Source organism: Bradyrhizobium sp., from assembly GCF_004799405.1.
Taxonomy (GTDB): domain Bacteria; phylum Pseudomonadota; class Alphaproteobacteria; order Rhizobiales; family Xanthobacteraceae; genus Bradyrhizobium.
Window position 1 is genome coordinate 15330 of record NZ_SSMW01000080.1, and the last position, 20283, is coordinate 35612.

The 20283-nt window shown below is 64.2% G+C and carries 14 protein-coding genes; 5 read left to right on the forward strand and 9 right to left on the reverse strand.

Annotation, left to right across the window (positions count from 1 at the left end):
• Positions 1–1344, reverse strand: a complete 1344-nt coding sequence (locus E7813_RS12295; protein WP_291574227.1) for an MFS transporter — start codon at positions 1342–1344, stop codon at positions 1–3.
• A 106-nt stretch (positions 1345–1450) separates the two neighbouring features.
• On the reverse strand, positions 1451–2320 hold the full coding sequence (locus E7813_RS12300) for a phytanoyl-CoA dioxygenase family protein (protein WP_291574230.1): 870 nt from the start codon (positions 2318–2320) through the stop codon (positions 1451–1453).
• Positions 2321–2427: 107 nt separating this feature from the next.
• On the opposite strand from E7813_RS12300, the gene E7813_RS12305 reads away from it, so the two are divergent.
• Complete coding sequence (locus E7813_RS12305) at positions 2428–3426, forward strand: LacI family DNA-binding transcriptional regulator (protein ID WP_291574233.1); 999 nt, start codon at positions 2428–2430, stop codon at positions 3424–3426.
• A 191-nt stretch (positions 3427–3617) separates the two neighbouring features.
• Here E7813_RS12305 and E7813_RS12310 read toward each other — a convergent pair whose 3' ends face one another.
• On the reverse strand, positions 3618–5405 hold the full coding sequence (locus E7813_RS12310; RefSeq protein ID WP_291574234.1) for an acyl-CoA dehydrogenase family protein: 1788 nt from the start codon (positions 5403–5405) through the stop codon (positions 3618–3620).
• Between the two features lie 303 nt (positions 5406–5708).
• Here E7813_RS12310 and E7813_RS12315 point away from each other — a divergent pair, with 303 nt between their 5' ends.
• From E7813_RS12315 to E7813_RS12325, 3 genes are all read left to right on the forward strand, one after another.
• A complete protein-coding gene (locus E7813_RS12315; RefSeq protein ID WP_291574514.1) occupies positions 5709–6866 on the forward strand; it encodes an efflux RND transporter periplasmic adaptor subunit in 1158 nt (385 codons plus the stop codon).
• Complete coding sequence (locus E7813_RS12320; protein WP_291574236.1) at positions 6863–10024, forward strand: multidrug efflux RND transporter permease subunit; 3162 nt, start codon at positions 6863–6865, stop codon at positions 10022–10024. The genes E7813_RS12315 and E7813_RS12320 overlap by 4 nt, the downstream gene beginning before the upstream one ends.
• Positions 10025–10137: 113 nt before the next feature.
• A complete protein-coding gene (locus E7813_RS12325) occupies positions 10138–11328 on the forward strand; it encodes an ABC transporter substrate-binding protein (protein ID WP_291574238.1) in 1191 nt (396 codons plus the stop codon).
• Positions 11329–11374: 46 nt separating this feature from the next.
• Here the strand turns inward: E7813_RS12325 and E7813_RS12330 are convergent, their stop codons facing one another.
• The 5 genes from E7813_RS12330 to E7813_RS12350 form a co-directional block, all read right to left on the reverse strand.
• Positions 11375–11767 carry an MAPEG family protein gene (locus tag E7813_RS12330; protein ID WP_291574240.1) on the reverse strand — a complete coding sequence of 131 codons (393 nt, stop codon included), beginning with the start codon at positions 11765–11767 and terminating at the stop codon, positions 11375–11377.
• Between the two features lie 80 nt (positions 11768–11847).
• Positions 11848–12936 (reverse strand): lipocalin-like domain-containing protein, encoded by a 1089-nt coding sequence (locus E7813_RS12335; RefSeq protein WP_291574243.1) that lies wholly within the window; start codon positions 12934–12936, stop codon positions 11848–11850.
• Positions 12926–15388 carry an ABC transporter permease gene (locus tag E7813_RS12340; protein WP_291574246.1) on the reverse strand — a complete coding sequence of 821 codons (2463 nt, stop codon included), beginning with the start codon at positions 15386–15388 and terminating at the stop codon, positions 12926–12928. Before E7813_RS12340 ends, E7813_RS12335 begins: the two co-directional genes overlap by 11 nt.
• Entirely contained in the window at positions 15385–16038 is a 654-nt protein-coding gene (locus E7813_RS12345) for an ABC transporter ATP-binding protein (protein WP_291574249.1), read from the reverse strand. Before E7813_RS12345 ends, E7813_RS12340 begins: the two co-directional genes overlap by 4 nt.
• A 40-nt stretch (positions 16039–16078) precedes the next feature.
• A complete protein-coding gene (locus E7813_RS12350; protein ID WP_291574252.1) occupies positions 16079–16852 on the reverse strand; it encodes a class I SAM-dependent methyltransferase in 774 nt (257 codons plus the stop codon).
• A 232-nt stretch (positions 16853–17084) separates the two neighbouring features.
• On the opposite strand from E7813_RS12350, the gene E7813_RS12355 reads away from it, so the two are divergent.
• Entirely contained in the window at positions 17085–18356 is a 1272-nt protein-coding gene (locus E7813_RS12355) for an MFS transporter (RefSeq protein ID WP_291574253.1), read from the forward strand.
• A 164-nt stretch (positions 18357–18520) separates the two neighbouring features.
• Here the strand turns inward: E7813_RS12355 and E7813_RS12360 are convergent, their stop codons facing one another.
• Positions 18521–20239, reverse strand: a complete 1719-nt coding sequence (locus E7813_RS12360) for an amidohydrolase family protein (protein WP_291574255.1) — start codon at positions 20237–20239, stop codon at positions 18521–18523.
• Between the last annotated feature and the right edge of the window lie 44 nt (positions 20240–20283).

The following is a 20283-nucleotide window of genomic DNA, read 5'->3' on the forward strand; positions in this document are numbered from 1 at the left end:
CTAGGCTGGCACTGCGGCCGCCTGGATCGCGCCGTCCGCGGTGTTGTCGACCGTGATGCTTTCCTCGTAGGTCTCCGGACCGCACCAGATCGCCACCGCCGTCAGCCCGGACAATAAAGCCGCGTAGCATGCCACCGGCCACCAGCTTCCGGAGATTGCCACCAGGTAGGCGGCGAGGAACGGCGCCGGACCGCCGGCCAGCAGCGAACCCAACTCGCGTGCGAAGGCAAAACCGGCAAAGCGGCGTTGTGGCGGAAACAGTTCGGCGAAATACGCGGCCTGCGGGCCGAACATCGCCGCGGTCACCACCGCCCGCGCTATGACGAAGGCGAGCGCGATCCAAATCCACTCTTTGGTGCCGACCAGCCAGAAGAACGGAAAAGCAAATGCTATGCCGGCCAGCGCGCCGAACATGTAGACCGGGCGACGCCCGATGCGGTCGGAGAGTGTAGCGAAGCCGACAATGGCGAACAGTTCGACCACGAAAGCGAGCATCAGCGCGCTCAGCGCGTCGGATTTCGGCACGCCCAGGGTATTGATGACATAGCTCAGGCCGAACACCGGAAACAAATAGCCGAGCCCGTTTTCGGCCAGCCGCGCACCGAGCACCACCATGAAATTGCGCGGATGCCGGCGCAACGCCTGCATCGCCGGATTGCGTTCGATCTTGCCGCGCGCCACCACCGCCTCGGTGAACACGGGCGTTTCCGCCACCCGCAGCCGAACGAAAATGCCGACCAGAATCAGCAGGAAGCTGGCAAGGAACGGCAGGCGCCAGCCCCACGACATCAAGTCGTCGCGCGGCAACAGCGTCACCAGCGCGAAAGCGGCGGCCGCGAGCAGATTGCCGATGGAAACGCCGAGCGGCGCGAAGCTGCCCCAGAAGCCGCGATGCCGCGGAGGCGCGTTCTCCACCAGGAAAATCACCGCACCGCCGTACTCGGCGCCGGCTCCCAGTCCCTGGATAACGCGCATGGCGACCAGCAGCGCCGGCGCCCAATACCCGACTTGCGCGTAGGTCGGCAGCAGGCCGATCGCGGTGGTGCCGATGCCGATCATCAGCAAGGTCGCCACCAGCACCGGCTTGCGCCCGAATTTGTCGCCCATGATGCCGAACAGGATGCCGCCGAGCGGCCGCACCACGAATCCCACGCCGAAAGTCAGGAAGGCCAGCAACGTGCCGACCACCGGATCGCTTTTCGGAAAGAACAGATCGCCGAACACCAATGCCGCGGCGGTGCCGTAAAGGAAGAAATCATACCATTCGAGCGCGGACCCGATGCTGGCTGCCAGGATCACGCGCCAGCGCGAGCGCAACGTATTATCGGCTGTGGTCTCCGTCATCGTTGTCTCCCCCGTTTTGCTTTTTTGTCTTGGTCATTGTTGTCGTTGCTTGTCGGCTATCGGTCGTCGGCGCCGACGCAGGCCCGCGGGCGCGCATTCGCAGAATTCACGCCGCGCGGGTGAAGTAGGATTTCTTTGCCGCGGATTGGGTTTCATAGATCGACCCCTGCCGCTTGGCGGGCGGCAGCGGCATGCGCACGGGCACGTCGGCCAATCGCGGCGTCACCACGGGATCGCCCGACAGCAGGCGGCTGTTGAACTCGTCGAAATCCCTCACCCCCATCAGCGGCCAGGCGTCGCTCGCCGCGACTTCGTACAGCAGCAAGTTGCGCGGACGATCCGACGTGTTCATGGCCGATCCGTGCAAGGCGCGGACATGGTGGAACGACATGCTGCCGGCCCGGCCCATGCAGGGGACAGCGCGTTCGATCTCGGCTTTGATAGTGTCGGGATCGATCAGGCCGGCAAAGCAGCCGTCCTCGCCGTGATGGCTCCAGACTTCTCCGGTGTGCGTCCCCGGCGTCACCAGCATCGGCCCGTTGGACAGATCGGTATCGTCGAGCAACACGCCGATCGCGAGTATGTCGTCATTGCTATGCGGATAGAATGCCCAGTCCTGATGCCATTCCACCGGCGATCCATAATGCGCCGACTTCATGTTGAGCTTGGAGCCGTGCAGCCGCAGGCCGGGGCCGATCAGCTTCTTCAGGATATCGAGCACGGCCGGGCTGCGCACGATCTGGTCGAACAGCGGATGAACCTTGTGCGGCGTCTTGATGCGGCGGACGCGGGGGCTCTCCGCGGTATGACCGGGCTCGAGGTCGTAGACGTCGGTGTGCTCAAGCGTCCTGGCCGATCCCGCGACCAGTTCGGCGATCACCGTCCGAAGCTGGGCCAGCGTATCGGCGCCCAGTACATCCGGCACCACGATGACGCCGTCGCGCTGGTAGGCCTGCACATCCCGTTCCGAAATCATTCCCGTGCCTCTCCTGACTTGAACCGGCAGGGAAATGATAGCGCTGTCATTTGCGCTACACAAGCCAAATCGTGCATTTCCGGCATGCCTTCGCTAATCTCCTGTCGATGACCACCGCCGAACCCGACGCGCCGCATTCCGCCCCAACGCTATCCGCCGTGGCCAAACTCGCCGGCGTATCGTCGATCACCGTCAGCCGCGTGGTGCGACTGCCCGGCCTTGTTGCGCCCGAGACCAGGGGCCGGGTCGAAGCCGCGATGCGGGAACTAGGCTATGTGCCGAACCAGCTTGCCGGGGCGCTGGCGAGCGCACGCACCCGTTCGGTCGGCGTGCTGGTGCCAACCATCGCCAACTCGATTTTCGCCGATACGGTGCAGGGCCTGTCCGACGAGTTGGAGCCGCTCGGCTATGCGGTGATCCTGGCGCAGTCGCGTTACGACGCTATGCGCGAAGACCGCATGCTCGCCGCACTGCTGTCGCGCCGCCCCGAGGCGATCATCATGGTGGGATCGCCTGCGACCGACGACGGCGCGCGCTTGCTGCGCCGCGCGGGCATTCCCATTGTCGAGACCTGGGAGCTTCCGGCGTCGCCGATCGACGCCGTGGCCGGATTTGACAATTACGCCGCCGGCGAGACCGTGGCGCGGCATCTGGTGGCGCAGGGCCGCCGGCATCTCGCCTTCATCGGCGGCGATGATCCCCGCGCGACGCGGCGCTGGAATGGATTCAGGGATGCGGCGCTCGCCGCCGGCGCCAACGAGCCGCGCCGCCTGGTCCTCGAGCGCAATGCCTCGGGCAGCGTCGCCGCGCTGGCGGAGTTGCCCGGCGTCGATGCCGTGTTCGCGGCCAACGATGCCCATGCCATCGGCTTTCTGTCCGGCCTCCGCGCCGCCGGATTGCAGCGCAGCGGTCCCGCCTCGGCGCAGCCGGTCGCCGTCATTGGTCTCGGCGATCTGGAAATGGGCCGGCTGATCGCGCCGAGCCTGAGCACCATCCGCGTTCACGGCGACGCCATCGGCCGCACCGCCGCGAAGCTGATGCTGACGCGCGATGGGCCGCGCCATGTCGATCTCGGTTTTGAGCTGGTGCTGCGCGATAGCGGGTGACGGAGATTGGCGTGTACTGCGCGCTCGGTTCACCTCTCCCATTGGGAGAGGTCGGATCGCGTAGCGATCCGGGTGAGGGGTTGCGGCCTAACGATGGACTGTAACCCCTCACCCCAACCCTCTCCCTATGGGAGAGGGGGCGCACCTCGGTCGGCGCGCGATCGAGGTAACTAATCAAGACGGGACAGACCCTAGTCGCTAAGCAACCCGACAACTTCGCCGATCGAAACCTCACGCTGCGAAAACAAGATCTCCGCGGCTTGGCGTTCCCATTCGCCGGTCGCGGGCGCAAGCGGATCCTGCGCACTGAGGCGGTGCTCGAGGACAAACCGCGCATACAAGGCCCGGCGCGCGTCGGCTTTCGGCCGGGCTGCTTCCGATGTCATCAGGATGGCGCTGGTGACGTGATAAAGCGCGCTGGCGGCTTGCCGCGCGGTCTCCTCCAAAGCGGGCTTCGCCGCGACCCGCTCGGCGAAAGCAAGCGTTCGCCCCAGTGCCAGACGCAGGCGATCCCGGAACGATGGCGGTATCGGCGTCGCTGCATCGAGCAAGTTCGCAAGCGCTGCTTCAAGCGTGCGATGCGCGCGGCTCTTGCCGACCGCACGCGTGATGATATCGAGCGCGTTGATGTTGCTGGTGCCTTCCCAGAGCACGCCGATATGGGCATCCCTGACCAGCCGCGCATTCACCCATTCCTCGATGTAGCCGTTGCCGCCGCGCACTTCCATCGCGCCGGTCGCCACCGGAATGTTGTCGCGGCAGGCGCGGAACTTGAGCAGCGGGGTCAGGATGCGCAAACAGCTCTCCGCTTCCTTTGCGCCGGCGTTGGCGCGATCCATTGAGCTGGCGGCAAACAGGAACATCGAGAGCGCCTGCTCGGTCGGCACCGTGATCTTCAGAAGCTGGCGGCGAAGCAGCGGATAGTCGATGATGGTCCTGCCGAAGGCTGTGCGCGTGTGCGCGCATACCAGCGCCTCGTTGACGCAGCGCCGCATCATCGCGGCCGCGCGAACGCCGTGCGACAGCCGCGACAGGTTGACCTGCTCCATCATCTGCTTGAGGCCGCGGTCGGCCTCGCCGACCAGGTAGGCGACGGCGCCCTCAAGCCTGATTTCGCCGCTCGCCATCGAACGGGTGCCCAGTTTGTCCTTGAGGCGGACGATGCGGTAGGCGTTGCGGGAGCCATCCTTCAGCCGGCGCGGCAGCGCGAACAATGCGAGTCCCCTGGTGCCGGCGGCCGCGCCTTCGGGACGCGCCAGCAGCAGCGCGACGTCCGCGTCGGCATGCGAGCAGAACCATTTGTCGCCGGACAACCGCCACACCCCGTCCTCGCAACGGGCCACGGTTTCGATCGCGCCGACATCGGAGCCGCCGGCCCGCTCGGTCATGAACTGCGTGCCCTTCCACATCGCGGCGACATCGCCGGACAGCATCTTCGGCAGCAGATAATCCTTCAGTTCGGCGCTGGCGAATTTGCGGATGAGATGGATCGAGGTGTCGGTCACGCTGATCGGACACATCAGCCCGAACTCGGCCTGCACGAACAGATATTGCAATGCGTATTTGGCAACCGCCGGCAGCGGGCGCTCCATGCCGAGTGCGCCGGCGCGATGACTCATGGCGTGAAACTGGAAATCGCCGAACGCGATGTTCTCCATTTCGCGGTAGGATGAATGGTAGTCGATCCAGTCCTCGTCGCGGCCGAACCGATCGCGCGCGTTCAGCACCGGCGGGTGCCTGTCGGCGGCCCTGGCGAGTTCATCCAGCCGGCCGCCCGCGAGCGCGCCGAGACGATCGAAGTGAGGCTCAAGCCGGCGAAAATCATCCGGTTCCAGGTACATCTGCAGGAGATCGCGCAGGCCGCGATCCCTTGCGTAGAAGTTCTGTCCGGCGCAATCCGGCGCGATGTGATGGGCGCCGCGATCGAAATCGGGCGCCTGGGCCTTGTCGGATGACGTCTGGGATTGAGGTGCGTGCATGGTTGACCTCGTTTCGGCCGGCGGCCAAGACGCTGCCCGCGATCAAGCGCGCCATGACCCCACTTAGGGCTCAATACGCCTTCCGGCCGGCTATTCCAACACCGTCACACAGCCCGATGCACCACTACATAACTATTCGCTTGCTCCCGGACGGGTATTGAACAGACCGGCAGCCAGTCTCATCTTGATCCTGTCGCGGGTTATCGTCGCGGCCGCCTCGATTGATTACGGCAAATTGTAGAGGAGATGCAATTGAGCGCGACTGAAGAATCCGGGCGTTCGGCTCAAGCGGAACTTTTCAACATCCCTTGCTTGCGCGTCCTCGGTCCGCTGACGCTTCTGCTCGCCGTCACCCTGTCGGGCTGCGGGGACAAGCCGCCGCCGCAGGCTGCAGCCGCGGCGCCGCCGGTCACGGTCGCACAGCCGACCAAGCGTACTGTGACCGACTGGGACGAATTCACCGGACGGTTCGAGGCGGTGGAAGAAGTTCAGGTTCGCGCCCGGGTCGGCGGATTCGTCAACAACGTCGAATTTCGCGACGGCGCCTTCGTCAATACCGGCGACCTCCTGTACCTGATCGACGCGCGCCCCTATGAGGCGATCGCCGAGCAGGCGGAGGGCCAGCTCTCGGATGCGCGCGCCAAGGCCGAACTTGGCAAGCGCGAACTCGACCGGGCGCTGACCTTGAATCAAACCCAGGCCGTCGCCGATACCATTGTCGACCAGCGCCGTCAGGCCCTGCAGGCCGCCAATGCCGCGATATTGCAGGCCGAAGGCGCGCTCAAGGCGGCCCAGCTCAATATCGAATTCACCCACGTGCTGGCGCCGATCAGCGGCAGGGTCAGCCGCCACCTCGTCAGTGTCGGCAATCTCGTGCAGGGCAGCGATGGCGGCTCCACGCTGCTGACCTCGATCGTCTCGCTGGACCCGATCTACATTTATTTCGACATGGACGAGGCGACCTATCTCAAGAACAACCGGCTTTATTTCGAGGGCAAGCGTCCGAGCTCGCGCGACACGCCGAACCCGGTCGAGGTGACGCTGACCGGCGAGACCAAGCCCTCGCATTACGGCACGATGAATTTCCTCGACAACCGGCTCGATCTCGGCACCGGTACCTTGCGCAGCCGCGCGGTGATTCCGAACAAGGATTACTCCATTCTGCCCGGGCAGTTCGGCCGTGTCAGGCTGATCGGAAGCGCGCCCTATGAAGCGTTGCTGCTGCCGGATTCGGCTGTCGCCACCGATCAATCGCGCAAGATCGTTTTCGTGGTCAAGGACGACGACACCGTCGAAGCAAGGCCGGTGATTCTCGGGCCGCTCGACGACGGCTTGCGCGTGATCCGCGAGGGCCTGAAGCCCGACGACCGGGTGATTGTCGATGGCCTGCAGCGCGCTCGCGTCGGGGCCAAGGTGAGCCCGCATGCCGCGCCCGCCGCTCCAGCCGGCGGCAAGACATGAATCTCGGTCAGCTTTCCATCAATCGGCCGATCCTGGCGATGGTGCTGTCCATCGTGCTGCTGATCGTCGGCGCCATTGCCTACACCACGCTGCCGGTGGCGGAATATCCGCAAGTGGTCCCGCCCACCGTGGTGGTCACCACGCAATATCCCGGCGCTTCCGCGCAGACTGTTTCCGACACGGTCGCAGCTCCGATCGAGCAGCAGATCAACGGCGTCGAGGACATGCTGTACCTCTACAGCCAGGCAACCTCGAACGGCCAGCTCACGATCACGGTGACGTTCAAGCTCGGAACCGATCTCGACAAGGCGCAGGTGCTGGTTCAGAACCGGGTCGCGATCGCGCAGCCGCAGCTGCCCGAGGAAGTGCAGCGCAACGGCGTCGTCACCCGCAAGAACAGCCCGGACATATTGATGGTCGTGTTCATGCTGTCGCCGGACGACACCTTCGACCAGCTCTACATCAGCAACTACGCGCTGCTGCAGGTGCGCGACCAGTTGCTCCGGCTCGATGGCATCGGCGACATCCAGATTTTCGGCGCGCGCGATTATTCGATGCGGCTGTGGCTCGATCCGGACAAGATCGCCAATCTCGGAATGACCGCCGGCGACGTGCTGGCGGCGATCCGCGCCCAGAACCTGCAGATCACCGGCGGCCAGCTTGCAGCGCCCCCGATCGCGGATCGGGCCTTCCAGCCCAACCTCACCTTCACCGGCCGGTTGAAGGATATCCAGCAATTCGAGGACATCCTGGTCAAGGCCGGCGAGGACGGCCGCACCGTGCGGCTGCGCGACGTGGCCCGGATCGAACTGGGGGCGCTGGACTACACCACCAACAGCTTCCTGCTGCGCAAGACCGCGGTGGCGATGCTGGTGACGCAGCGCCCCGGTTCGAACGCGCTGGCCACGGCGAAAAATATTTCCGACGCCATGGTCAGGCTCAAGGGCAGTTTCCCCAAGGGGCTCGACTACAACATCGGCTACAACCCGACTGAATTCATCGCCCAGTCGGTCAGCGAGCTGATCAAGACGATCTACGAGGCGATGGCGCTGGTGGTCATCGTCGTGCTGGTGTTCCTGCAGGGCTGGCGTCCGGCGATCATTCCGATCGTGGCGATCCCGGTGTCGCTGGTCGGCACCTTCGCCGCGATGGCGGCGCTGGGCTTTGCGATCAACAACCTGACTCTGTTCGGCCTCGTGCTCGCGGTCGGCATCGTGGTCGACGATGCGATCGTGGTGGTCGAGAACGTCGAGCGGCATCTGCGCGACGGCATGAGCCGGCGCGACGCGGCGCTCAAGACCATGGCGGAAGTCGGCGGCGCGCTGGTCTCGATCGCGCTGGTGCTGTGCGCGGTGTTCGTGCCGACCGCGTTCCTCGGCGGCATCTCCGGCCAGTTCTTTCAGCAGTTCGCCATCACCATCGCGGTGGCGACCGCGATCTCCTGCTTCTGCTCGCTGACGCTTTCGCCGGCGCTGGCGTCGCAGATCCTGCAGCCGCACGACGAGAAACGTCCGCCGGCGGACTGGAATTTCGTCGGGCGGGCTTGGGAAAAATTCACCGGCGTCTTCAACCGTGCCTTCGACCGGCTGTCCCACGGCTACGGCAACGCCGCCGACTTCGTGATCCGGCATTCGGCGGCGATGCTCGTGGTCTACGTGGCATTGATCGGCAGCGCCGGATGGCTGCTGGTGACGACGCCGCAGGGCTTCATTCCGGCGCAGGATCGCGGCTATGTCATCGTCTCGGTGCAATTGCCCGGCGCGGCCTCGCTGGCGCGCACCACCGAGATCGTCCGCCAGATCGAAAAGATCGCGCTCGATACGCCCGGCATTATCCGGGTGGCGGTGTTTGCCGGCCTGTCGGGCGCCACCCGCACCCAGGCCAGCAACGCCGCAGCGTTGTTCCCGGTATTCGAAGAGCCGGAAACCCGCCTGAAGAAGGGCCTCTCGGCCGCGAAGATCACGGGCGATTTGCGCAAGCGGCTTTCCGCCCTCGAGGGCGCCTTCATCATCGTGATCCCGCCGCCCTCGATTCCCGGCATCGGCACCGGCGGCGGCTTCACCATGCGCATCCAGGATCGCCAGGGCCGCGGTCCCGAATTGCTGGCCGCGGCGACCGACGAACTGGTCGCCGCCGCCCGCAAGGCGCCGGGGCTGACCTCGGTATTTTCACCGTTCACCGCCAACACGCCGCAGGTGTTCGTCGATATCGACCGCATCAAGGCGCAAAAGCTCGGGGTGCCGATCCAGAACGTGACGGATGCGATCGAGACCTATTTCGGCTCCGCCTATGTCAACGACTTCAACATTCTCGGCCGCACCTATCACGTCACCGCGCAGGCCGACCTGCCGTTCCGCAAGGAGACCGCCGATCTCGCCCGCCTGCGTACCCGCAACGCCGCCGGCGATATGGTGCCGCTCGGCAGCGTGGTGAATTTCACCGACATATCGGGACCGGATCGGGTCGCGCGCTACAATCTTTATCCAGCTGCGGAGTTGCAGGGTGACACCCTTGCCGGGACAAGCTCGACGACCGCGATCAACACCATGAAGCAACTGGCGGAGCAAACGCTGCCGAGCGGATTTTCCTACGAGTGGACCGACCTGTCCTATCAGCAGGTCACCGGCGGCAATTCTGGCCTCTACGTATTTCCGATCTGCGTGCTGTTCGTGTTCCTGGTGCTGGCGGCGCAATACGGCAGCTGGAGCCTGCCGTTCGCGGTGATCCTGATCGTGCCGATGTGCCTGCTTGCCGCGACCATCGGCGTGCGGATCATGGGACAGGACGTCAACATCCTCACCCAGATCGGCTTCGTGGTTCTAGTTGGATTGGCCGCCAAGAACGCCATTTTGATCGTCGAATTCGCCCGCGATATCGAGAACGAAGGCCGCGATCGTCTGGAGGCGGTGATCGAGGCTTGCCGTTTGAGGCTGCGTCCAATCTTGATGACGTCGTTTGCCTTCATTCTCGGCGTGCTGCCGCTGGTGGTGTCAACGGGTTCCGGGTCGGAAATGCGTCAGGCGGTTGGCGTCGCCGTGTTCTTCGGCATGCTCGGCGTCACCTTGTTCGGGCTGATCTTCACGCCGGTCTTCTACATGGTCGTTCGCGGCCTGGCCGACCCGAACAAGCCGCGCCAAACTCCGGCGCCTGCCACTTAGCCGCAATCGCGACCTTTCGCCGCCCGTCTGATAGTTTTGGCGGTTGCGAAATAGTTGGGCAACCGCAGGGTTATAAAATACCATAACCACAACAAGAACCTTGGGAGGCGAATATGAAATCGGGATTGTTGGCGGCCGCCGCGGTGGGCGGCCTGTTGTTCGCGTTGCCGGCGTCCGCACAGGGCGTCAAGATCGGCATTCTGAACGACCAGTCCGGGGTCTACGCCGATTACGGCGGCAAATCCTCGGTCGAAGCGGCCAGGATGGCGATCGAGGATTTTGGCGGCAGCGTGCTCGGTGAGAAAATCGAGATGGTCACCGCCGACCATCAGAACAAGCCCGACCTCGCCGTCAGCATCGCGCGGCGGTGGTACGAGGTCGAAGGCGTCGACATGATCACTGAACTGACGACGTCGTCGGTGGCGCTGGCAGTGCAGGAACTGTCCAAGGAAAAGAAGAAGATCGACATCGTCGTCGGCGCGGCGACCTCGCGCCTGACTGGCGATGCCTGCACGCCCTATGGCTTCCACTGGGCCTACGATACCCATGCGCTCGCGATCGGCACCGGCGGCGCGCTGGTCGAAGCAGGCGGCGATACCTGGTTCTTCATGACCGCGGACTACGCTTTCGGCTACGCGCTGGAAAAAGACACCGGCGATGTCGTCAAGGAAAAGGGCGGCAAGGTTCTGGGGTCGGTCCGCATTCCCCTGAACTCCTCGGACTTCTCGTCGTTCCTGCTGCAGGCGCAAAGCTCGAAAGCGAAAATCATCGGGCTTGCCAATGCCGGCCTCGACACCACCAACTCGATCAAGCAGGCGGCGGAATTCGGCATCGTCAAGGGCGGCCAGAAGCTCGCCGGCCTGCTGCTGACGCTGTCTGAAGTCCATGGGCTTGGCCTCGAAGCCGCCCAGGGGCTGGTGCTGACGGAAGGCTTCTATTGGGACCGTGACGACAAATCGCGGGCGTTTGGCGAGCGTTTCTTCAAGCGCACCGGACGGATGCCGAGCATGATCCATGCCGGCACCTATTCGGCGACGCTGCAATACCTCAAGGCGGTCAAAGCGGCCGGCACCAGGGACTCGGATGCCGTCGCCAAAAAGCTGAAGGAATTGCCGGTCGACGATTCCTTTGCCCAGGGCAAGGTGCTCGAAAATGGCCGCATGGTGCACGATCTCTATCTGTTCGAGGTCAAGAAGCCATCGGAGTCCAAGAAGCCGTGGGATTATTACAAGCAGCTTGCGGTGGTGCCGGGCGACAAGGCGTTTCCGTCGGCCAAGGATTCAGGCTGCCCGCTGACGAAGTGATCGCATCCTTGCGTCGTCCCGGCACTCGCGGGGACGACGCGTTATTTCACCCGTGAACGAGCCGCCAGACGATCATGCCCAATGCGCCGAGCCAGAGGATGCCGGCCGCGGCGGCCTGAATCCCAAAACCCTGTCCGCGTTTTTCCGCGGCTTGCGAATAACCGGTCATGTAGAGAATACGGCCGGCGATCCAGACCAGGCCGAGCAGTGCGGCGATTGGATCGCTAATATAGATCGCGAACAGCCACAGCGACGGCAGGAAAATCGGCATCCATTCCAGCGTGTTCATCTGCACGCGAAATACCCGCTCGAAATCGGGGTTGCCTGATATCGCCGGCACCTTGACGCCGAATGCCGCGCGCGCCTTCGAGACCTGGATGCTGGTGAAGAAATAAAACAGGACGGCGAGGCAGGTGACGAGTGCGGTGAAGTGATACATGCGAGATCCCCTCAAATCTTGAACATCGTTCCCGAAATACCGCGTTCGCGCCAACGACTCTCGGAACACTGTTCTTCGTTTCAATACCCGGTCATCTCCAGATATCCTAGCCCCGTGTGGCTGCCCGAAAAACTGATCGGTCCTTCCCAATAGGGAAAGCTCGTCCCCATCCAGCTTTTTGCATTCAATGGAATACTCTCGATGGCCATGCCGCGGGCAGGAATCTCGATACGCCACGATGTCGGCAGCTTGCGGCCCGCGATGTCCGTCGATGCCATCGGCATCATCTTGATATCTGCCGGAAAAATCTGCTCGGACTTTCCTTCCTTCGATATCCAGTTGCCGGAGAGATAGTCATGACCGTCGCTCTGGCGCATCCGGTACAGCATCAGCTTTTCGCGGTCGTTGAGGTGCAGCGAGAACCAGTCCCACCCGGTTTGATCGGATGCGAGCGGCTGGCTGCTCCATTCCCGGTCCATCCAGGCTTGCCCGGTCACCTGCACGGGCATGCCGTCGAGGGTGACGCTGCCGCTCGCCCTGAAATAGGGCTGGCTGTAATAATATGAGGCCTGTCCGCGTTCCGATTTCCGGCTGTAACCGGCATCGCCTTCAAGCACCAGCGCCCGGTCGGTATCGAGCCGCAGCAGATATCTGAAATCCGCGCCCGACGCCTTGATTTCGAGTGGCGCCAGCGTCGTGTCCGACATGGCGTCAAGTCCGCGCATTTCCCATGAATCGATCCAGGCTCGATAGGGTTCGGCCTCGACGCCGGCCTGGCCGACGCCGCCACGGGCGAAGGTTTCGCTGTATCGATGGGTGTCCGCGCGCGTCACCGCCGCGTGGCCCATCCATATCTGCTGGTTGGCCCAGCCTTGCGCTTGCGCGCCTGCACGCATCGCCTGGCGAAACAGGGTCCACTGCGCGCCATAGGCGGTACCTTTGGAGTCCGCCAGGTTGGCGGTCACGTACCACCATTCGATCCGGTAATCCGGATGCGGCCCGTGATCGGCTGGAAACGCAAAAACCTTACCGGGCATGACAGTTGCGAATCCTTCCCCGTCGATGCCGAGTCCGGCAAAGCTCTGCGCCAGCGCCGATCTGCGGCCGAGCCCGAGAAGGGCAACGCTGCTCGCGAAGGCGCGACGGGATATGAGGCGCTTATCGTTCATCGGCAAAGATCTTGATCAGGCTGGTCGGTTGCATGCGCGCCAGCTTGATCACGGGAAGCAGTGCCGCCAGCAAGGCCGCCGCCATGGCCACGCCCAACAGTTCAAGCAGTTGCAGCGGGAACACATTGAACGGCAGCCGCCAGCCGAACGCTTTCACGTTCACCACCGCGATCAGGCACCAGGCCACCAGCAGGCCGAGCGGCAGCGCGAGCAGGGTGGTGATCAGCGCAACGGACAGGGTCTTCAACAGTTCAATGACCGCCAGCCGCCGCCGCGTGATTCCGATGGCCCACAGCGGCGCCAGTTGCGGCAGCCGGGAATTGCTCAGCGTTAACAGGCTGGTCAGCAGCGCAATGCCGGCGACGCCGAGCGTGAAGGCGTTCAATGCGGATGTCACCGCAAAGGTCCGGTTGAAGATCCGCGTCGACTCCGCCTTTAGCGTCGCCTGATCGAGCAGGTTGTTTCCGTCCAGTCCGAATTTGTCCTGTAACCCCGATATCAGCGCCGGAATGGCGGCAGGGGCGACGCGCAGGCCCAATCGCGTCAACGGGATTCCGGGAAAACGCCGGGTCAATGCTGCAAAATTGACGGCGATCTGGCCCTTCGGGTTGCCGTAGTCGGCATAGATTCCGACCACCTCGAGCGTCCAGTTGCCGCCGGAGGCGGGCACGTCGATCCGATCGCCGAGCGTGAGCTTCAGGCGCCGGGACAATTGCTCGCTGATGAAACCGGCATCGCCCCGGTGAAGGCGATCCCAGGCATTGGCGCTTGATTGCAGCAACGGCCAGCGATCCCGATAGGTGGCGTGATCGGCGAGCCCGAGGATTTCAACCGGCGCGCCGCCGATCTGCGCCTCGGCCCTGCCGCCGGGCAGGATCGCCTCGACTTCGGGACGTTCGCCGAGCCACGCCTTGATTTCAGCGGCCTGCGCATCGCTGGATGCGTTGATGTAGACATCCGCCGCCAGCCGTCCGTCCAGCCAACTGGTAAAGGTCCGGCTGAAGCTTTCGACCATGGTGCCGACACCGACATTGACCGCGAGCGCCAGCAACAGCGCCATCAAGGCCAGCGACAATCCCGAAAGCTGCTGGCGGCTGTCGGCCCAGAACCATACCGCGAGCGGACGACCGGCGCTGCGCTGGCTCAACGAAAGCACCCATTCCAGGATCACCGGCAGGCCCAGCGCCGCGCCAAGCAATAGCGCGGCGAGCACGGCAAACCCGGATATTAGAGAGTCGCCGAACCACAGGAAGCCCGCCGCGACAGCCAACACGACGAGCGCAAACGCACCCTGCCAGATCAGCCACCGATGCTGCGCCTGCTGCCAGGCTTGCGGTTGCGCCGCCGCCAGCACCGGAAGGCGGATTGCCTTTGCAAAACTCGCGGTCGCGGCCGCCAGCGCGCCGATCACGCCGATGACGAGGCCGGCGATCCACCATTCCGGCTTGAGCGTCAACTCACCCGGAATTTGCGCGCCGTAGAGTCCGCGCAAGCTCGCCGCGACATCGGGTAACAGCGATGCCGCGATGAAATAGCCGCACACCAATCCGACCGCGCCCGCCAGCAGCGCCAGCGATACCAGTTCAAGCACCAACACCGTGTTCAGCATGCGCGCGGACACCCCGCAGGCGCGCAGGGTCCGCAGCATCGGCCGGCGTTGCTCGAACGCGAGACCGATAGCCGAATTGACGATGAACAGTCCGACGAAAAACGACAGCAGGCCGAACGCGGTCAGGTTGAGGTGAAAGCTGTCGGTGAGGCGTTCGAGATCGCTCTCCGCGGTGGGCTCGACCAGCCGGAGCCTGTCGCCGGCGATGGTTTCGAGCGCCGCGCGCCCGGCTCCGGATTTGCCAATCAACAGCCGGGAAACCTGATCCGGCCTGTCGAGCAGCCGCTGCGCGATGCCGATGTCGACCACCAGCACGCCCGGCACCAGTTGCGGCTGAACGCGAAGCGGCGGCAACACCATGCTGCTGGTCGCCGCCGGCCTCGCGCCTTGCGGCAGATCGAGATCGGAAAGCATCTCGGGCGCCACCAGCGTTTCACCGGGCGGTGTCATGAAGGATTGCAAGCCGGCGCGTCCGATCGCCGGTGCATTGCCGACTTCCGCGGGCAATGTGACCGGCTCGATTCCGAGCAGCCGGAAGGACCGTCCGCCGATCTGAACGCGGCCCTCGAGTACCGGCGATACCGGCCATCCGGCGCGGCGAAAGTCGACAAAGAGTTGCTGCGGGAAGGTCGTGCCGTCGCGCGCGACCAGCATGGCCGTTCGCGCGCCGCCGAAAGTGGCGGCCGCGCGGTCGTAGCTGTCCCGCGCCTGCTGGTTCAACGCCTGCACGCCGCTCCACAGCGCGGTCGCGGAAATCAACCCGATCAGCAACGTCGCAAGCTGCATCGGATGCCGCCGCCAATGACTCAAGAGCACCGCGAGAATCCACAAAGTCCGGCTCATGCGATCACCCCCGCGCTGAGATGCAGCTGGCGGTCGAGCGTGGCGGCGAGCCGCGTGCTGTGGGTGACCATCAGGAAGCCGCAGCCGGTTCTAGCGACCAGATCGCGCGTAAGCGCGAGCACCGCGTCGGCGGTGGCCTCATCGAGATTGCCGGTGGGCTCGTCGGCGAGCAGCAGCAGCGGCTTCACGGCGAGAGCGCGGCCGATCGCGACCTTCTGCTGCTGGCCGCCGGACAGTTGCTCGGGATAGCGTCCCAGCAAATCGCCGAGCCCCAGCCGCTCCACCAGCTCGGCATGCCAGCCAGCATCATGACGGCCGGCAATGCGAGACTGAAATGCCAGGTTGTCCCTGACATCCAGGCTCGGGATCAGGTTGAACTGCTGGAATACCAGGCCGAGCCGATCGCGCCGCAATGCCGCCCGCCCGGCATCGGCGAGATCGGACAATAGCGTATCGGCCAGCCGGATCTCGCCGCTGTCGGCTCGATCCAGTCCGGCAATCAGATGCAGCAGCGTACTCTTGCCGCTGCCGGATTCACCGGTCAGCGCCACGCGCTCGCCGGCCGCGATGCTCAGATCGACCCCGCGCAACACCGCGATCTGCTCTCCGGCCGAGCGATAGGTCTTGGCCAGGTTGCGAACGCTCAGCACGGTTGCGTTGCCGGGTGTCATGCCAGGCGGGCGCGAACTCTCACAACGGCTTCTGATACTTCAACACGAACTCGTCGACCGGGATCTGCGCATGGAACACCGTTGCGTCCCGCGGATCTTCGGGATGACGCAGGAAATCCCCCTCGCTTGCCAGCTTGAAACCGGCGGCCTCGATCTCCTGGCGCAGCGTGGTTTCCTCGATGCGGTGAAATGTCTTCGCCACATCGGTGCCGTCGCCGGGACGCGCCGAATGGTCGGCGATAACCAGAAAGCCGCCGGGCTTCAAGGCGGCGAACATCTTTTTGTTCATCTCGGCACGGTCGACCGGCATGTAGCTCACGTCATGATAGGCAAAGAAGAACGTGACCAGGTCGAGCCCGTTGACATCCGGCGGGATCGGATCGTCGAAATTCCTGACCACATGCACGACGTTCTTCATCGCCGGCTTCTGCGCGCGAATATCGAACTTGTCCTTGACGAATCGCTCGATGACGGCGGCCGAGTCCTGCGCATAGACGACACCGGCCGGTCCGACCGCGCGCGCCAGAAGTTCGGTGCTGTAACCGGCGTTGGCGTCCATATCGAGCACCTTCATCCCGGTCTTGACGCCGGTGAATGCAAGCATCTTGGCGGGCTGGCGCCGCTGATCGGTTTGCCGGTCGGTCTCGCTCCGGTCCGGCGCGGCGACGATGGCTTCATAGTCCGGTGCCTTGGCGTCTTGCGCGGCCGCCGAAACCGCGTTCAATCCCGCCAATATCGAAAGCGAAGCAAGCACGCTGATGACATGCGCGCGGCGATGAATGGATATGGTCATATCTGAAAACCCCGTGGATTGCCGTTCAACATAGCAAGGCCGCGGTGAGAGATCACGGTCTCAATCGCGTCGGCGACGCGATCGTGATGGGTTGCAGGGGCGTATCCGGGCGGCTCTTGAGTTGCAGCGCACCCGGTCCGGTCAAAATGTCCAGTTGCATTGCCCGAGACCCCGTGGCTAGCATCGGTCAAGCCGATCAACAGGGCCGTAAAACGATCATTGGGGAGTGACCATGACCTCGCAGCCGACGCCAAAAGGTGCCTGGAAAATCACGTTTCTGCTGTTTCTGTTCATGCTGGTCAATTTTGCGGACAAGATCGTGGTCGGCCTCGCCGGCGTGCCGATCAAAACCGAACTGCAACTGCAACCCGAGCAATTCGGCCTGCTTGGCTCCTCGTTCTTCTTCCTGTTCTCGATCTCGGCCATCATCGTCGGCTTCATCGTCAATCGCATCGCCACGCGCTGGGTGCTGCTCGCTTTGGCGCTGGTCTGGGCGCTGGCGCAGTTTCCGATGGTGGGCACGATCGGATTCAGCACGCTGCTGGTCTGCCGCGTCATCCTCGGCGCTGGCGAGGGACCGGCCTTTTCGGTGGCGGCGCACGCGGTCTACAAATGGTTCCCGGACGAGAAGCGGACTCTGCCCACAGCCATTCTGTCGCAGGGTTCGGCGTTCGGCGTGATCCTGGCGGTGCCGGCGCTGAACTGGCTGATTGTCCATCATAGTTGGCACTACGCGTTCGGCGCGCTCGGCATCGTCGGCCTGATGTGGGCCGTGGCGTGGCTGATCATGGGCAAGGAAGGGCCGCTGGTGCAGACCGTCGCCATGGCGGCGGCCGACCCCCGCGTTCCCTATTTCCAGCTCCTGACCTCGCGGACCTTTATCGGCTGCTGCGCCGCGACCTTCGGCGCCTATTGGGCGCTGTCGCTCGGTCTTACCTGGTTCACGCCCTTCATCGTGGAGGGTCTGGGCTTCTCGCAAACCGACGCCGGCTGGATTTCGATCCTGCCCTGGGTGTTCGGCGCCGTCATCGTGCTCCTCACCGGGTGGATTTCGCAGGTGCTGATGGCGCGCGGCATTACGACCCGCGGCGCGCGCGGCGTGCTCGGCTCCGTCCCGTTGATCGTCGGAGGAATGATTCTGCTCGCGCTTGCGCATGTCGATAGCTCGGGCATGCGCATCGCGCTGCTGGTCGCAGGATCGGGACTTTGCGGAGCGATCTATGTGGTGTGCCCGCCGATGCTCGGAGAATTCACGCCGGTGTCGCAGCGCGGCGCCGTGATCTCGATCTACGGCGCGCTCTATACCCTTGCCGGTGTGCTGGCCCCGTTCGTCATGGGCAAGGTGATCCAGGGCGCGGCAACGCCGGTGGACGGCTATCTTACCGGCTTCACCATCAACGCCTCTATTATGATCACCTCGGGACTGCTCGGCTTGCTGCTGCTCTGGCCCAACACCGAGCGCGCGCGCCTGATGGCCCAGGCCCCGCAACCGAAGTTCGCGTGAGTTCACCTCTCCCCTTGTGGGAGAGGTCGAATTGCGGAGCAATTCGGGTGAGGGGTAACGGACTATCGATAGACCGTAACCCTCACCCCAACCCTCTCCCACAAGGGGAGAGGGAGCGCCGTTTCCGTTGAAGCAGCGAACGAACGCTTTCAGAGATCAGAGACTTACTGCAGGCTCTGCGCGCCGCGCAGCAGCCGGCCGGGGTGTGCGCCGTTCGCATTGCCATTGCGTTGGGTTACCACGCCGGAGACGATGGTGGCGTCGTAGCCATCGATCTGCTGCAGCAGGCGGCGGCCGCCGACCGGAAGATCGTAGTGAACTTTCGGCGGATGCATATGCAGCCTGTCATAGTCGATGACGTTGACATCGGCCTTGTAGCCCGGCGCGATCACGCCGCGATCGCTGAGTCCGACCGAGAGCGCGGTCTTGCGCGACTGCGCAGCCACCACAAACGGGATCGACAGTTTTTCGCCGCGGGTGCGGTCGCGGGTCCAGTGCGTCAGCAGATAGGTCGGGAAACTGGCGTCGCAGATGATGCCGCAGTGGGCGCCGCCGTCGCTCAACCCCGGCACCGAATTCGGATCGCGCAGCATCTCGCGGGTCGCATCGAGATTGCCGTCGGCATAATTGAGGAAGGGCACATAGAGCATGCCGCGGCCCTCGTCCGTGAGCATCGCGTCATAGGCCAGCGCTTCCGGCTGCCTGCCCTGGCGGCGCGCCTGCGCGCCCAGGGCATTTTCCGTCGGCTGTTCGTAGTCGGGCGGATTGCCGAGCAGATACATCTTGTCGTAGTTCGGCCGGAAGAACAGCGGATCGTCGGTCGCCGTCGCATGTTCGCTCAGGATGGCTGCGCGCACTTCCGGTTGATGCAGCCGCTTCAGGCGCTCCGCCAGAGGCAGATGGGCAATCGCCTTGTAGCTCGGATGGGTCTGGAACGGGTTGCGCGACAATTCGAGGCCGAGCATCAGGCCGACCGGGCGCGCGGCGATCTGGGCCGTGATCGACAGGCCCTTCGCTGAGGCATCCCGGATGATGTCCAGCGTCTGACGCCAGCGCTGCGGCGCCTTGTCATTCTGCGTGATCGAGAACGAAACCGGGATTTTGGTGTTCTCGGCCACACGCAGCATCATCGGCAGGTCTTCGTTGATGGTCGACAGATCGAGCACGAATTGCAGCACGCTGCGGCCGACGCCATGCATCGCGCCGGCGATCGCGGTCAGTTCATCCTCGCCGGCTTTCAGGGTCGGGGTGAAGTCGCCGGTGGAAGTGCGGTGGTTGAGGGTGCGCGAGGTCGAAAAACCAAGCGCGCCGGCGCGAACCGCATCGCCCGCCAGCGCAGCCATCGCCTTGTTGTCTTCGGGGGTCGATGGATCGCGGTTGGCGCCGCGTTCGCCCATCACATAGACGCGCAACGCGGCGTGCGGCAATTGCGCGCCGATATCGACGTCGAAGGAACGTTGCGACAGCCAGTTCATGTAGTCCGGGAAGCTTTCCCAGGCCCAGGGGATTCCCGCGCTCAGCACCGGTTCGGGAATATCCTCGACGCCTTCCATCAACTGGATCAGCCGGACATGATCGGAAGGACGGCAGGGCGCAAAACCGACGCCGCAATTGCCCATGATGGCGGTGGTGACGCCATTCTGCGACGAGGGCGTGATGTCCTGGCTCCAGGTGACCTGGCCGTCATAGTGGGTGTGGATGTCGACAAAGCCCGGCGTCACCAGTTTGCCGCGGGCGTCGATCTCCTCCTTGCCCGGGCCCGCGACGCGGCCGACCTCGACAATGCGGCCGCCGGAAATGGCCACGTCGGCCTCGAACAGTTCGCCGCCAAGTCCATCGGCGATGTTGCCGCCGCGGATCACGAGATCTGGTTTGCCGGTCATGGCGTCTCTTCCCGATGCTGGTTTTGCTGCCGCATCATGGGTTC

Coding starts and splice junctions, on each gene's coding strand:
- E7813_RS12295 (WP_291574227.1), bottom strand. CDS start 1,344: ATGACGGAGACCACAGCCGATAATACGTTGCGCTCGCGCTGGCGCGTG.
- E7813_RS12300 (WP_291574230.1), bottom strand. CDS start 2,320: ATGATTTCGGAACGGGATGTGCAGGCCTACCAGCGCGACGGCGTCATC.
- E7813_RS12305 (WP_291574233.1), top strand. CDS start 2,428: ATGACCACCGCCGAACCCGACGCGCCGCATTCCGCCCCAACGCTATCC.
- E7813_RS12310 (WP_291574234.1), bottom strand. CDS start 5,405: ATGCACGCACCTCAATCCCAGACGTCATCCGACAAGGCCCAGGCGCCC.
- E7813_RS12320 (WP_291574236.1), top strand. CDS start 6,863: ATGAATCTCGGTCAGCTTTCCATCAATCGGCCGATCCTGGCGATGGTG.
- E7813_RS12325 (WP_291574238.1), top strand. CDS start 10,138: ATGAAATCGGGATTGTTGGCGGCCGCCGCGGTGGGCGGCCTGTTGTTC.
- E7813_RS12330 (WP_291574240.1), bottom strand. CDS start 11,767: ATGTATCACTTCACCGCACTCGTCACCTGCCTCGCCGTCCTGTTTTAT.
- E7813_RS12335 (WP_291574243.1), bottom strand. CDS start 12,936: ATGAACGATAAGCGCCTCATATCCCGTCGCGCCTTCGCGAGCAGCGTT.
- E7813_RS12340 (WP_291574246.1), bottom strand. CDS start 15,388: ATGAGCCGGACTTTGTGGATTCTCGCGGTGCTCTTGAGTCATTGGCGG.
- E7813_RS12350 (WP_291574252.1), bottom strand. CDS start 16,852: ATGACCATATCCATTCATCGCCGCGCGCATGTCATCAGCGTGCTTGCT.
- E7813_RS12355 (WP_291574253.1), top strand. CDS start 17,085: ATGACCTCGCAGCCGACGCCAAAAGGTGCCTGGAAAATCACGTTTCTG.
- E7813_RS12360 (WP_291574255.1), bottom strand. CDS start 20,239: ATGACCGGCAAACCAGATCTCGTGATCCGCGGCGGCAACATCGCCGAT.